Here is a 13,926-nt window from a genome sequence, read left to right as displayed (position 1 = left end):
CCCAGCCATTTCCCTAAGGTAGCACGCTGATGGAGATCTGATCGAAGCGCGTCACGCTGTCGGACTTGGTCCACAGCGCGATGCCGCCAGCCTCCGCAAAAGTAGCGTCCGCCGCCGTGAACAACGGCTTGCCATCATAGGAGACCGTGAAGCGTTTTCCTTCTGCGCGCAGGCCGAGCCGATGCCACTCATTCGCGGTGACCTTGAGATTAACGCCCTCGAGTTGTTCGCGGCGGCCATCGACGACGCGATAGAAGCGGACGTTATCCTCCAGCGCATTGGCGCGGGCGACGTAATAATTGTCGGCGTTCATCAGTCGCACCGCAATGCCTGCAGCCTGATCGGTCTTGCCGGCCACCGCCTTGAAACGGATCTCAACGTCGACATTGGCCGCCGACAGGCTCTCGTGGATCGCGAGCGGAAATCGGTAATCGGTGCGATCGGTGCTGGTTTGCTCGATCGCATGTCCGGCGGCGGCCGTGCGATCGGCAGTGACGGACCATTCGCCCTCCTTGCCCCGGCCGGTCCGCGCAAACGAAAATCCGGCCGGAGGCGATCCGAGCGTCATACGATCGATGGCAATCATGGCGGCTCCTGTCTGTGCGGACGCGGCTGGCGCGAACGCGAGCGTGCACGCGACGAGAGCGGCGCGGAGATTTGGCCTAATTCGACTTCCAATGAGATAGGGAGACACCGGCCGGTTCCCGTCCATGCGCAATCCTCGACACGTCGAGTGGTGCGCAGAGCTTGGACGGCGGCCCGCCTGACGGGGAGCCTGCTTTATCCCCGAATGTTGCAAAGCTAGGTCCGAACGTCGCGTTCTGCAAGTGGTCCGTTCGAGGCCCGGCGTTCGCCGGCCAACAAGTTCCGCTCGCCAGTTGACAGCCGAACCGCCGAGCGGTTAATTCGCGCCATGGGGACTTTGCGATCTCCCCACGAGGCGACAAGCCCAAGCATCGCGTCCCGTTATTTCTTACGAGGGCGCAGCTATGTCATCCCACACTTCGATATCCCTGGATAAGCTTTCCCGCCTGGTCGGGACGGCGAAGACTCCCGTCCTGATCGATGTCCGGACCGAAGAAGATTTTGCCGCCGACCCGCGGCTGATTCCCGGCGCGGTCAGGCGCAGCCATCAGGACGCCGCCGACTGGGGCGGCGAATTTGCCGGCAACTCAGCGATCGTCGTCTGCCTGCGCGGCGAGAAACTGGCGCAGGGCACGGCGGCCTGGCTGCGTAACGCCGATGTATCGACAGAAACGCTGGAAGGCGGGTTTGAGGGCTGGAAGGAGGCCAACCTGCCGCTGGTAAACGCGTCCAGACTGCCGCCCCGCGACGCCAAGGGGCGCACGGTCTGGGTCACGCGCGCACGGCCAAAGATCGACCGCATCGCCTGCCCCTGGCTGATCCGCCGGTTCGTCGATCCGAACGCGGTGTTTCTGTTCGTGGCGCCCTCCGAAGTGATCGCGGTCGGCGAACGCTTCAACGCCACGCCGTTCGATATCGAGAACGTATTCTGGAGCCACCGCGGCGAACGCTGCACCTTCGACGTCATGATCGAGGAATTCGGCCTCGCGACACCGCCTCTGCTGCGGCTCGCGACCATGGTGCGCGCCGCCGACACCGGGCGCCTCGATCTGTCGCCGGAGGCACCGGGGCTGATGGCGGCCTCGCTCGGCCTGTCGCGGATGTACGACGACGATCTCGAGCAGCTCGAGGCCGGCATGACGCTCTATGATGCGTTCTATCGCTGGTGTCGCGACGCGACGGGTGAAACGCACAACTGGCCGACGAACAAGGCAAAAACGTAATGGACTCGACGATGAAAACGACCGCCGAAGCCGATGCCGGCAAGCCGTACGATCACGGCATCAGCTTCGGTGAAGCCTTCCGGGTCTGGCTGCGGGTCGCCGTGCTGAGTTTCGGCGGCCCGGCCGGCCAGATCGCGGTGATGCATCGCATCCTGGTCGAGGAGAAGAACTGGATCTCGGAGAGCCGGTTCCTGCATGCGCTGAACTACTGCATGCTGCTGCCGGGGCCGGAGGCGCAGCAGCTCGCGACCTATATCGGCTGGCTGCTGCACCGAACCGCCGGCGGCATCATGGCCGGCGGCCTGTTCATCCTGCCCGGCATCATCTCCATCATGGGGTTGAGCTATATTTATGCGGCCTATGGCAATGTCGGGTTCGTCGAGGCGGTGTTCTTCGGGCTGAAGGCCGCGGTGCTCGCGATCGTGGTGCAGGCGGTGGTGCGGGTCGGCAAGCGCGCGCTGCGTAACCGGGTGATGATCGCGCTCGCCGCGATCGCCTTTGTCGGGATCTTCTTCTTCAACATCCCCTTCCCGATCATCATCATCGCGGCCGGCGTGATCGGCTATTTCGGCGCGCGCAGCGGTCGGCCGGAATTCGCCGCGGTCGAGCATGGTGGCGGGGGGAAAGAGACCGCGGCGGTCGACAGCATGCTCGGCGAGGAATTGCCTGACCATGTTCGGCCCAATGTCGGGCGGTCGCTAAGAGTAAGCACGGTATGGCTAGTGCTATGGGTGGTTCCGGTGGCAGCCCTATTGATCGGGCTTGGTCAGGCCAATGTGTTCAGCCAGATCGCGCTGTTCTTCAGCAAGATGGCGCTGGTGACGTTCGGCGGCGCCTATGCGGTGCTGGCCTATGTCGCCCAGCAGGCGGTCGAGCATTATCACTGGCTCGGGCCGCGCGAGATGCTTGACGGACTCGGCATGGCCGAGACCACGCCGGGCCCGCTGATCATGGTGCTGCAGTTCGTGGGCTTCATGGCCGCCTTCCGCGATCCCGGCACGCTGTCGCCAATGCTCGCCGCCACGCTCGGCGGATTGCTCGCGACCTGGGTCACCTTCATCCCCTGCTTCCTCTGGATCTTCCTCGGCGCGCCCTACATCGAGACGCTGCGCGGCAACAAGGGGCTGGCAGGCGCACTAACCGCGATCACCGCTGCCGTGGTCGGTGTGATCCTCAACCTGTCGATCTGGTTCGCGCTGCACACGCTGTTCCGTAAGACGACGCCGTTTCGCTCGTTCGGGCTGTCGTTCGACATGCCCGACTGGTCGAGCCTCGACCTTGCAGCGTTCGTGCTGGCGGCAGCCGCGGCGACCGCGATCTTCCGGCTCAATATCGGCATGCTCTGGGTGCTGGCGGGCTCCTGCGCGGCCGGCGTGGCATTGCGGTTGGTGGGTATGGCATGAACGCGGGAATCGTAGGGTGGGTTAGCGCAGCGTAACCCACCCTACAATTTACACCACGTGTTCCGGCGCCAGCCGGCAGACCTCGGCGCTGATCTCCACCTGCAGCGTGGCGTGGTGGATGCTGAAACGATGCGCGAGTTCCTCGCAGACGTGATGCAGGAATGAATCATCGTGCCCGCCCGGCCGCACCAGATGCGCGGTCAACGCGGTCTCGTTGGTGCTCATGGCCCAGATGTGCAGATCGTGCACTTCCGTGACGCCTTCGAGCCCGCCGAGATAGATCCTGACGTCCGCCAGCTCGATGCCGCGCGGCACGCCGTCGAGCGCGAGGTTGACGCTGTCGCGCGCGAGTCCCCACCCGCTCCAGAACACCACGGCTGATATGACGAGGCTGGTCGCGGGATCGAGCCACAGCCATCCCGTCCACATGATCACGAGCGCTGCGACCACGACCCCGAGCGAGACGCCGGCATCGGCCGCCATGTGCAGATAGGCGCCGCGAACATTGAGGTCGCCGTGACGGCCGCGCATGAACAGCAGAGCCGTGCCACCATTGATGGCGACGCCCAGTGCCGCGACGGCCACGACCGTCCAGCCGGCCACGGGCGCGGGCGCGTACAGGCGATTGACCGCCTCGACGACGATGCCGCCGACTGCCACCAGCAACAACCCGGCATTGAACAGCGCCGCCAGGATCGAGGCTCGCCGATAACCGTAGGTGTGGCGCTCGGTCGGCTTCCTCGCGGCCAGCCAGGCCGCGCCCCACGCCAGCAACAGCGCCACCACGTCGGAGAGATTGTGGACGGCGTCCGAGATCAGCGCCAGCGAATTGGCGGCATAGCCAAAGTTCAGCTCGGCGATGACGAACGCGGTATTGAGCGCGGCGCCGATCGCAAATGCCGCGCCAAAACTGTCCGGCGCGTGGCTGTGCCCGGCATGGCCGTGAGCGTGGCCATGCGTGTGGGAATGATCGTGCAAGGAATCGTGATGGTCGTGATCGTGCGCCATTCCGCGGTTATAGCGCGCGAAAATTCGAATACTATTACAGCGAAACCGCGATCAACTCCTCCGCCAGCGTACCGCCACCGACCGGAAACACGATGAACTGCCGGCCGCCGGCCAGGTAAGTCATCGGCGCGCCGGTCGCGTTGGCCGGCAATTCCATCTCGGCAAGCATTTCGCCGCTCGCCTTGTCGTAGACCCACAGATGCGGATCGAGATCGTGCAGAACCCTGACCGGCAGGTTCAGGCCCGGCACAAAGCGCGGCGCGCTATAGTAGCCCGTCTGCACGACGATCATGACCGTCTTGGTCAGCAGCGCCCAATTCCGGAACGGCAATCCCAGTTGTTCGCGAATACCCAGCGCCAGAACCGGGGGTATCGCGATGCTGCGTCCCACCGGAATCCGCCAGCGATGCTCGCCGGTGTTCATGTCGATGGCGACGATGCTGCCGAACGGCGGCTTGAGCAGCGGCAACCCGCGCGGCCCGGCCGGATAACTCGGCAGCCCGATGAAATCGTAGGTTCCCTGCCATGACTCCGGCTTCTGGATCTTCACGACCGTCGGGAGGCGATAGGTGCCGACATAGAGCGTACTCGTTTCCGGATCGATCGCAGCGCCGGACCAACTGGCGCCGCCGGCATTGCCGGGCACCTGAATGGTGCCACGCTCCGATGGCGGCGTGAACAGCCCGCCGCGATCGTAGGCCGAGGCGATCTCGATGGCTTCCTTGTGGATCTGCGGCGTCAGCGCGATCAGATCCTCGTCGCGTGCTCCCTGCAGGTCGAACGGCGCCGGCTTGCTCGGCACCGGCTGCGTCTTCGAGGCGCGCTCGCCGGGAACACTGGAGGCCGGCACCGCCTGCTCCTCGATTGGCCAGATCGGCTTGCCGGTGACGCGATCGAAGGCGTAGACGTAGGCCTGCTTGGTGACCTGCGCGACCGCCTTGATGCGCTTGCCGTCGACCGTGATGTCGATCAGGTTCGGCGCCGCCGGCGGGTCGTAATCCCAGAGGCCGTGATGGACGAGCTGGTAGTGCCAGACTTTCTTGCCGGTCGCGACGTCCAGACAGACCAGGCTTTCGCCGAACAGCCCGTCGCCGGGACGCTGCCCGCCAAAATAGTCGTTGGTCGGCGTGCTCACCGGCAGATAGACATAGCCGAGCTCTTCGTCGGCGCTCATCGGCGCCCAGACATTGGCGTTGCCCATCTCTTTCCAGGAATCGTTCTCCCAGGTCTCGGTGCCCGCCTCCTCACCCTGGGCGACCGTATGGAAAGTCCAGAGCAGCCGCCCGCTGTTGATATCAAAGCCCCTGACGTCGCCGGGCGGTGACGGCCGCTTGGCCCACCAGTCGAACACCGAGGAGCCGACCACGATGACACCGCGCACGATCACCGGCGGCGAGGTCATGGTGTAGTAGTTGCGGTCGACAGGGCGGCCCAGCCCCTCGACAAGATCGATCCGGCCGTCCCTGCCGAATGACGCCGCCGGTTTTCCGGTCTTGGCATCGAGCACGATCAACTGCGCGAACGCGGTCAGCATCACGATGCGTTCGTCGTCGCCATTGCGCCAATAAGCCACGCCACGGTGCAGCCAGCCGAGATTGGCGGGCATACCGAGACCGTTTTCGTAGATCTTGGGGTCGTACACCCATTTGGTCTCGCCGGTCACGGCATCGATCGCCGCGACCTGCGACAGCGAGGTCGGGGTATAGAGCACCCCGCCCACCATCAGCGGCGTCGATTCATTGGCGAAGCTTGGCCCGATCGTGGGATTGGCGGCCCTGACCGACATGTCGGGCGATTTCCAGCGCCAGGCAACATGAAGGCTCTTGGCGTTGCTCGCATCGATCTGCATCAACGGCGAATAGCGCGAAGCCGCATAGGTCCCGGCATAGGCCGGCCATTCGCCCTGCGTGAGCGCGTGCGCGGATTCGGGAAGCGCTCCGGGAATGGTTTGCGCATTGGCCGCGCAAGAAACGCCCAGCAACGCGGCGGCGATGCAGATCGTCAGAGTGCGAGGGATCATGTTTTCCTCCCTGCTTCCAGCCTACCCTACACGAAAAGTATTGACCATAAAGCCGGTATTGTCTAGTGTACTAGTTAATGCATACAGACTTGCTGAAAACCCTCCGGCTCGAAAGCTCGGGCGTCCCGATCTACGTCCAGCTCAGGGAGCAGATTTTGCGGCAGCTTGGCGCCGGCGTGCTAACGGCCGGCGACCAGATGCCGACCATGCGCGAGGTGGCAGTCGCGCTGAAGATCGACCTCAATACGGTGCGGCACACCTATGACGAGCTGGAGCGGATCGGCGCCATCACGCTGGTGCGCGGCCGCGGCAGCTTCGTCGCCAAGCCGCCGCCCGCCATGGGCGCGCGCGCGCAGCAGGCACAGACCGATGGTCTGGCAAAGCAGGTTCTCGCTACGGCGGCCACGATGGGGATCGACCCCCTCGCACTGGCCGACCGAATAAAGGCCCTCGCGAAGCAGAAGGAATAGTCGTCATGAACAACTATTTTAAGGCTAACGGCGCCAACCAGCCGGCGATCGTACTGGCTGCCTTGTTCGCGGCTGCCGCCGCGCTCTGCGCGTGGTTTGGTGAAAGCACGGGCGTGCGCAGCTACTACTGGGCGACCGGAATCCTCGCCGTGATCGCGGCGCTGATCCCGCAATCCCTCATGGTCGCGGATCAATGGGAACGCGCCGTGGTGCTGCGGCTCGGCAAGCTCACGGCCATTCGCGGCCCGGGCGTGTTCGCGATTCTGCCATTCATCGACAGTGTCGCCTCCTGGCTCGACCAGCGCATCCAGACCACCGAAATCAATGCCGAGAAGGCGCTGAGCAAGGACACGGTGCCGGTGAAATCGGCGTGCCGCCGGCTCTGCAGGACGCCATGAGCCGGCAGGCGCAGGCCGAGCGCGAAAAACTGGCCCGTGTGCTGCTCGGCCAGGCCGAACAGGAGATCGCGCAGAAATTCGTGGAAGCCGCTGATCTCTATGCCCGCAGCCCGGCCGCGCTGCAGCTCCGCGCCATGAACATCATCTATGAGACCACCAAGGAGCGCGGCGCCACGATCCTGATCCCGACCAGCATGGTCGACAGCATGAATCCGGCCGGCGCGCTTGGCCTGGTCGCCGCCGCTGGCGTGTTGCCGAAGGGCGCCTGACCGGCGCCCTACTCCACGCCGCGGAGGAACTTGTTCGACTTCGGCAGGCCGCCCGCAAGGCGGCCGGCGTCGGCGCGGTTGCCGCGCCAGTCGGCGAGGTCCTTCCAGCTCATGCTCTGGTCGCGTCCGGCCGAATCCTTCCAGGTCAATCCCGCCTTGGATTCGAACACGGCGACGTCGGACAGTTTGGCGCCGGAGTATTTCTGCAAGCGCACGCCGCGACCGCGCGCCATCTCCGGCACCTGGTCGAGCGGGAACAGCACCATCTTGTGGTTGGTGCCGATCACGGCGACCGTGTCGCCCGAGACCGTACAAATCGCACAGGCCTCGTTCGGCATCTCGACATTGAGCACCTGCTTGCCCTTGCGGGTGTTGCCGACGCAATCGTCCTCGTTGACCACAAAGCCCTGCCCTTCAAGGCTTGCGATCAGGAATTTGCGGCCGCCGGTGTTGACGAACAGCGAAACGATCGCCGCGTCCTGCTCCATGTCGATGAACATGCGGATCGGCTCGCCATGGCCGCGCCCGCCCGGCAGCTTTGCCACATCGAGCGAATAGAACCGCCCGTTGGTGGCGAACACCAAGAGCTTCGACGTCGTCTCGGCGAAGAAGGCGTGGTCGAGCTTGTCGTCGGTCTTGAAGGTGAGCGACGACAGGTCGGCAACGTGGCCCTTCAACGTGCGGACCCAGCCCTTCTCGGAAATCACCACCGTGCACGGCTCGCGCTCGACAAAGGCTTCCTCGATCGCGGCAAGATCGTGCTCGGGCGCGTCGGCGAACACGGTGCGGCGCTTGCCGAGCGGCGTCTTCGGCCCGAACATGTCGCGGACCTTGCGGACCTGATCGGCGACCCTGGACCATTGCTCGGCCTCGGAGCCGAGCAGCGACTTGATGCCCTTCAACTCGTTGCGGAGGTTCTTGTCCTCGGTGCGGATCTCGAATTCCTCGAGCTTGCGCAACGAACGCAGCCGCATGTTGAGGATGGCGTCGGCCTGGACTTCCGTCAGCTTGAACGCCTTGATCAGCGCCGGCTTCGGCTCGTCCTCGGTGCGGATGATCTTGATCACCTTGTCGATGTTCAGATAGGCGATCAGATAGCCAGCGAGCACTTCGAGCCGGTTCTCGATCTGGGTCTTGCGGTAGTTCGAGCGGCGCAGCAGCACGTCGCGCAGATGGTCGAGCCATTCGCGCAGGCACTCGGCCAGGCCGATCACCCGGGGGATACGGCCCTTCACCAGCACGTTGAGGTTCAGCGAAATCTTGCTCTCGAGCTCGGTGAGCCGGAACAGCGATTCCATCATCAGCGCGGGATCGACCGCGCGGGATTTCGGCTCGATCACCAGGCGCACGTCTTCGGCGGACTCGTCGCGGACATCGCCGACCAGCGGCAATTTCTTCTCGTTGAGCAGTTCGGCGATCTTCTCGACCAGCCGCGACTTCTGCACCAGCCACGGGATCTCGGTGATGACCACGACCCAGGTGCCGCGCGCGCCTTCTTCCTGTTCCCATTTGGCGCGGGTGCGGAACGAGCCGCGCCCGGTGACATAGGCTTCGGCGATGCTTTCCTTGGAATCGACGATGATGCCGCCGGTCGGAAAATCCGGACCCTTGACCCATTTCAGCAGCGCTTTCGACTTCGCCTCGGGCTTGTCGATCAGATGCAGCGCGGCGTCGCACAGCTCGGCCACGTTGTGCGGCGGGATCGAGGTCGCCATGCCGACGGCGATGCCCTGCGCGCCGTTGGCGAGCAGGTTCGGAAACCCGCCGGGCATCACCACCGGCTCTTTGCTCTGGCCGTCGTAGTTGGGACGGAATTCGACGCCGTCCTCGTCGATGCCCTCGATCAAGAGCTGCGCGACCGCGGTCATGCGCGCTTCGGTGTAGCGGTAGGCGGCGGGATTATCGCCGTCGATATTGCCGAAATTGCCCTGGCCGTCGACCAGCGGATAACGCGAGGCGAAATCCTGGGCGAGGCGCACCATGGCGTCGTAGATCGCCTGGTCGCCATGCGGATGGAACGAGCCCATCACGTCGCCGACGATTTTTGCGGATTTCTTGAACGGCGTGCCGGGGTCGAGCCGCAGCAGGCGCATGCCATAGAGGATGCGCCGGTGCACCGGCTTCAACCCGTCGCGCGCGTCCGGCAGCGCGCGATGCATGATGGTCGAGAGCGCATAAGCGAGATAGCGCTCTTCCAGCGCATCGCGCAGCATGACCTCGTGGATTTCCGCCGGCTCTTCCGGCGGTAGCTGTCGTTTTCCCATGGGCAGGCGTTAAACTTTTGCGGTGAATCGGGCAAGACGCGAATCGGGGCATCCGCAGCCCCTGCGTTCGTGGGAACCCATAACCACAGGTGTTTGTGGCGAAAAATGGCTGGCGCCACAGCCCCGATTGAACGGTGCCGTGGCAGGGGTCCCCGCGTTCGCAGCGGCGACATGTCGGGATAGCGGGGTCACCCCGCCGAACTGATTCGTAGCCTGTGCCGGGTCACGGCGTTGATGAACCCGTCCCGTGCATCCGAATGGCCCTGCCCGCGCGGCTCCAGCACGTGGCGGAGCAGAAACATCCCGGTCAGCCGAAAGCCGTCCTGAAGGTCCTGGTCGGACCAGCCGTTCGACCCGGCTTCGCCTTCGCGCAGGAACGGCGGCAGCCGCAGCAGGCGATCACGGTACGGCTCGCCGGCGCCCCGCGACACCGCGCCGCCGGATTTCGGCGAGACGTAGATCAGGTCGGCGGTAGCGCCGGTGGCGGCGCAATTTTCCAGATCGAGCCCGAAGCCGAGCTCGGCGAGCATCGCGAGCTCGAACCGGACCAGATGCACCGCGGCTTCGCCGACGTCGTCGAAATCGTCCAGCGTGCGCTCGAGCATCTCGTAAATGTCCTCGTGCGGATCGCGCTCCGGCAACAACCGCACCAGCGAGGCCAGATGGGTGACGCCATAGGTCGCGTGCGCCGACGCCAGCAAGGTCGCCGCGCGCAACCGCGTGCCTTCAACGACGTAATAGCCGAGATGCTCATCGAGCCGCGCCCGCCACACTGTCGTGACGCTGTTGCCGGGTTGCAGCAACGGCCGCATCCGCTTGCCCGCGCCGCCGCGGACGAGGCCGAGGTGCCGGCCGTGGCTGCGCGTTAGGAGCTCGACAATGGCCGAGGATTCGCCATGCCTGCGCACCCCCAGCACGATGCCCTCGTCGGTCCATTCCATGGGGCGGAGCTTACAGGATTCCGGTGGGAGGCGCAGCTATCGCAGTCCGCGTTCCCCGGATGCTGCGCAGCGCGTCAGCGGTGCGCTGCTGGTCCGGGGTCCATCTACTGGGTCCCGGCTCTGCGGTGCATCGCAAGCGCGCTGCACCGCGTCCGGGACACGAGGGCGCCTCACGTGTTGAACCAGCCCACGGCATCGCCGGTGAAGGAGAAGTAAAGCCCGGCCGCCGTCAGCGCGCAGGAGATGACCTCGATGGCGCTGTCGAGCTGCACGCCGCTTTCGCCGATCACCTGGATCAGCGAGATCACCGACAGCACCAATGCCGCGGCCAGCGCCCAGCGCGGCCAGTTCTTGCGATGCTGCGCGGCGAGCCAGACGAAATAAACCAGCAGTATAATCAGGCCGGCCGCCATCACCGTCGCCACATTGATCATCTGCTCGGTCATGGCAGCGGTCGGCGTACGGTCCTGGAACGCCACCGACACCGCATCCAGAGTCAGCGACAGATACAGCAGAACCTCAAACCACAGCACGTTCCTGGGTACGTTCATCGGGGCGCCGGTTTTTCTTTCTTTTCCTGATGATTCCCGGATCATTCTTTGGGAAAATCCAGGCCCATTTCCCTGTAGCGGTCGGGGTCGTCGCCCCAGTTCTCGCGCACCTTGACGAACAGGAATAGATGCACGGGGACGCCGACGATCTCCGCGATCTCCTTGCGCGAATCCGCGCCGATCGACTTGATGGTGGCGCCACCCTTGCCGAGCACGATCTTGCGTTGGCTTTCGCGCTCGACAAAGATCGTCTGCTCGATGCGGATCGACTTGTCCTTGCGCTCGGTCCAGCTATCGGTCTCGACGGTGGATTGGTACGGCAGCTCCTGATGCAACTGGCGAAAGATCTTTTCGCGGGTGATTTCCGCCGCCAGATGCCGCATCGGCGCGTCCGACATCTGGTCTTCGGGATAATGGAACGGCCCCGCCGGCACCATCATCGCCAGCGTCTTGCGCAAGTCTTCGACGCCGTCGCCCGACAGCGCCGAGATCATGAAGGTGCTTTCGAATTTCATTCGATCGTTGGCGGCCTGCGCCAGCGCCAGCAACTTCTCGCGCGGGATCAGATCGATCTTGTTCAGCACCAGGATTTTGGGATGCTTGACCGTGGCGAGCTTGCTCAGGATCGCCTCGGCCTCTTCGTCGATGCCGGCCTTGGCATCGAGCAGCACGCAGACCAGGTCGGCGTCATGCGCCCCGCTCCAGGCCGTCGACACCATGGCGCGGTCGAGGCGCCGCTTGGGCGAGAAGATACCGGGCGTGTCGACCAGGATGATCTGGGCGTTGTCCTCGATTACGATGCCGCGGATCAGCGCCCGCGTGGTCTGCACCTTGCGCGAGACGATCGTGACCTTGGAGCCGACCAGCGCGTTGACCAGCGTGGATTTGCCGACATTCGGCGCACCGATCAGCGCGACGAAGCCGCAGCGGGTGGCGGCGGGCGCGGGTTCGGTTGAAGATTCAGTTGTCATTGCTTGCGCCGCTGACGCCTTCTCGTTCGATCATCACGGATGCCGCGACCTTTTCGGCCGCGCGCTTGGAGCCGCCGAGACCTTCGGCGGGCTCAAGGCCCGGCAGGTCGACGGCGACGCGGAATTGCGGATCGTGATGCGGTCCGGTGCGCTCGATCTCGCGATAGACCGGTGTCGGCAGTCCCTTGCTCTGGGCCCACTCCTGCAGCACCGTCTTCGGGTCGCGCAGCGGCCGCCGCGGCTTGCGCATCCGCTCCAGCCAGTTGCGCTCGACGAATTGCGACGCCGCCGCATAACCGCCGTCGAGATAGATCGCGCCGATCACCGCTTCGCAGATGTCGCCGAGCACGGATTTGCGTAAGCGCGCGCCCGCACCGGCGCCGACCGCGCCGAGCTTGATGTCCTCGAGCAGGCCGAGCGATTTGGCGACGTCGGCGCAGCTCTCCTTGCGCACGAGATCGGCGAGACGCTTGGACAATTCGCCCTCGTCGGCCCGCGGATAGGCGCGATACAGCATGTCGGAGATGATCAGCCCCAACACGTGGTCGCCGAGGAATTCGAGGCGCTGATAGCTGTCGGCGCGGTGGCGGGTCGCGGGCTTCAGCGCGGAGACATGCGTGAAGGCGGTGGTCAGCAGCGCGCTATCGGTGAACTTGTAGCCGATCCGCGCCTCGATCGCCGCGGCCGCCGCCTTGGCGCCGGCCTTGCCGCGCTTCTTCTTGAGCACGGCTTCGCCGCCGGCAGCGGGCTTTGGGCTCGGCTCGCCTGAGGTGTCGGAATCCTGGATGACTGATGTTTCGTCGTTCATCGCACGATTGAGAATATGCGATTCCAGCGCACGGCGGTCGGCCAGCGCCAGAACATCCAGGCATGTTCGCCCTCGGCAATCGAGAAGAAGATCATCTGGGCACGGCCGACGATGTTCTCGAACGGCACATAACCCACCGCCGACAGCACCCGGCTGTCGGTCGAATTGTCCCGGTTGTCTCCCATCATGAAGAAGTGGCCGGCCGGCACGGTGTAGACGTTGGTGTTGTCGTAGAAACCGTTGTCGACGCAATCGAGTGATTCATAGGTCACGCCGTTCGGCAGCGTTTCCTTCCAGCGCTTGACCCGGGCGGTGGCGTCGGAGCCGCAGGGATCCTCGCCGATGAAGTCGGAGAGACGCTCGCGCTTGACCGGGACGTCGTTGATGTGGAGCAGCCCCTCCTTCATCTGGATGCGGTCGCCCGGCAGGCCGATCACGCGTTTGATGTAGTCGGTGGTATCGTCCTTCGGCAGGCGGAACACGACGATATCGCCGCGGGCAGGCTCCGAACCGAAGATGCGGCCCGAAAACAGCGGCGGCGACAGCGGGATCGAATAGTGGCTATAGCCGTAGGAATATTTCGACACGAACAGGTAGTCGCCGACCAGCAGCGTCGCCTTCATCGATCCCGAGGGGATATTGAACGGCTGGAACAGGAAGGTGCGGATCACGAGCGCGATCAGGAGAGCATGGATGACGACGCGGATGGTTTCACCCAAGCCGCTTTCAGTTTTTGTGCCGGATGTCACGCTCATCGCTTTCCCAATTCCAGCAGGCCTTGCCCGCACGGTGGCAGAACGTTTTCCTCACGCGAATCGCAAGTCCGTTCGCGTCAAGAAAATGGTCTCGATACTGATGTTGAGGGCCATTTCCGGCAAAACCTGAATCGGCCCTGGTTCGATAGTGAAGCTAGCGGCGTTTTAGACGGTTGTTCGTGGCGGCGCAATCAAGCGCCTGATAAAAACTTGCCAATCCATTGATAAGTCAACGATTTTTAGTTTTAACCCGATTCTCC

General features: G+C 64.3%; 15 protein-coding genes. 6 read left to right on the top strand and 9 right to left on the bottom strand.

The annotated features are described in order from the left end of the window. Window positions 1-13 precede the first annotated feature (13 nt). Window positions 14-586 (bottom strand): hypothetical protein, encoded by a 573-nt coding sequence (locus BLR13_RS34555; RefSeq protein ID WP_244524994.1) that lies wholly within the window; start codon window positions 584-586, stop codon window positions 14-16. A gap of 403 nt (window positions 587-989) precedes the next feature. On the opposite strand from BLR13_RS34555, the gene BLR13_RS34550 reads away from it, so the two are divergent. Together BLR13_RS34550 and chrA are read left to right on the top strand one after the other, a co-directional pair. After that, on the top strand, window positions 990-1,808 hold the full coding sequence (locus BLR13_RS34550; RefSeq protein ID WP_074814077.1) for a chromate resistance protein ChrB domain-containing protein: 819 nt from the start codon (window positions 990-992) through the stop codon (window positions 1,806-1,808). Between the two features lie 11 nt (window positions 1,809-1,819). Beyond that, complete coding sequence (chrA, locus tag BLR13_RS34545) at window positions 1,820-3,211, top strand: chromate efflux transporter (RefSeq protein ID WP_433994246.1); 1,392 nt, start codon at window positions 1,820-1,822, stop codon at window positions 3,209-3,211. A gap of 48 nt (window positions 3,212-3,259) precedes the next feature. On the opposite strand, the gene BLR13_RS34540 is transcribed toward chrA, so the two are convergent. Beyond that, window positions 3,260-4,219 (bottom strand): cation diffusion facilitator family transporter, encoded by a 960-nt coding sequence (locus BLR13_RS34540; protein ID WP_074814084.1) that lies wholly within the window; start codon window positions 4,217-4,219, stop codon window positions 3,260-3,262. A gap of 34 nt (window positions 4,220-4,253) precedes the next feature. After that, a complete protein-coding gene (locus BLR13_RS34535; protein ID WP_074814087.1) occupies window positions 4,254-6,239 on the bottom strand; it encodes a PQQ-binding-like beta-propeller repeat protein in 1,986 nt (661 codons plus the stop codon). An 89-nt stretch (window positions 6,240-6,328) separates the two neighbouring features. On the opposite strand from BLR13_RS34535, the gene BLR13_RS34530 reads away from it, so the two are divergent. From BLR13_RS34530 to BLR13_RS42050, 3 genes are read left to right on the top strand one after another with little or no spacing between them, the layout of a single operon-like run. Then, entirely contained in the window at window positions 6,329-6,709 is a 381-nt protein-coding gene (locus tag BLR13_RS34530) for a GntR family transcriptional regulator (protein WP_157793756.1), read from the top strand. 5 nt (window positions 6,710-6,714) lie between these two features. Further along, complete coding sequence (locus BLR13_RS42055; protein ID WP_244524993.1) at window positions 6,715-7,107, top strand: SPFH domain-containing protein; 393 nt, start codon at window positions 6,715-6,717, stop codon at window positions 7,105-7,107. Continuing rightward, a complete protein-coding gene (locus BLR13_RS42050) occupies window positions 7,104-7,376 on the top strand; it encodes a hypothetical protein (RefSeq protein WP_244524992.1) in 273 nt (90 codons plus the stop codon). Before BLR13_RS42055 ends, BLR13_RS42050 begins: the two co-directional genes overlap by 4 nt. A gap of 8 nt (window positions 7,377-7,384) precedes the next feature. Here the strand turns inward: BLR13_RS42050 and parC are convergent, their stop codons facing one another. From parC to lepB, 6 genes are all read right to left on the bottom strand, one after another. Then, window positions 7,385-9,640, bottom strand: coding sequence for a DNA topoisomerase IV subunit A (gene parC, locus BLR13_RS34520; protein ID WP_074814093.1), 2,256 nt, complete (start codon window positions 9,638-9,640; stop codon window positions 7,385-7,387). A gap of 188 nt (window positions 9,641-9,828) precedes the next feature. Further along, the gene (recO, locus tag BLR13_RS34515) at window positions 9,829-10,581 is read right to left on the bottom strand and encodes a DNA repair protein RecO (RefSeq protein ID WP_074814096.1); all 753 of its coding nucleotides are present in this window, start codon (window positions 10,579-10,581) and stop codon (window positions 9,829-9,831) included. 170 nt (window positions 10,582-10,751) lie between these two features. Next, complete coding sequence (locus BLR13_RS34510) at window positions 10,752-11,132, bottom strand: hypothetical protein (RefSeq protein ID WP_074814098.1); 381 nt, start codon at window positions 11,130-11,132, stop codon at window positions 10,752-10,754. A gap of 41 nt (window positions 11,133-11,173) precedes the next feature. Then, complete coding sequence (gene era, locus BLR13_RS34505; RefSeq protein ID WP_074814101.1) at window positions 11,174-12,103, bottom strand: GTPase Era; 930 nt, start codon at window positions 12,101-12,103, stop codon at window positions 11,174-11,176. Further along, window positions 12,093-12,911 (bottom strand): ribonuclease III, encoded by an 819-nt coding sequence (gene rnc / locus BLR13_RS34500; protein WP_074814104.1) that lies wholly within the window; start codon window positions 12,909-12,911, stop codon window positions 12,093-12,095. The genes era and rnc overlap by 11 nt, the downstream gene beginning before the upstream one ends. Then, entirely contained in the window at window positions 12,908-13,666 is a 759-nt protein-coding gene (lepB, locus tag BLR13_RS34495; RefSeq protein ID WP_074814106.1) for a signal peptidase I, read from the bottom strand. Before lepB ends, rnc begins: the two co-directional genes overlap by 4 nt. Here lepB and BLR13_RS41235 point away from each other — a divergent pair. Further along, a complete protein-coding gene (locus BLR13_RS41235) occupies window positions 13,605-13,796 on the top strand; it encodes a hypothetical protein (protein WP_171944898.1) in 192 nt (63 codons plus the stop codon). The genes lepB and BLR13_RS41235 overlap by 62 nt on opposite strands. The last annotated feature ends 130 nt before the right edge of the window (window positions 13,797-13,926 follow it).

Origin of the sequence: Bradyrhizobium ottawaense (assembly GCF_900099825.1) — a bacterium.
GTDB classification, from domain to species: domain Bacteria; phylum Pseudomonadota; class Alphaproteobacteria; order Rhizobiales; family Xanthobacteraceae; genus Bradyrhizobium; species Bradyrhizobium ottawaense_A.
The sequence above is the reverse complement of the archived record's forward strand: the minus strand, read 5'-3'. Positions and strand labels throughout refer to the sequence as shown.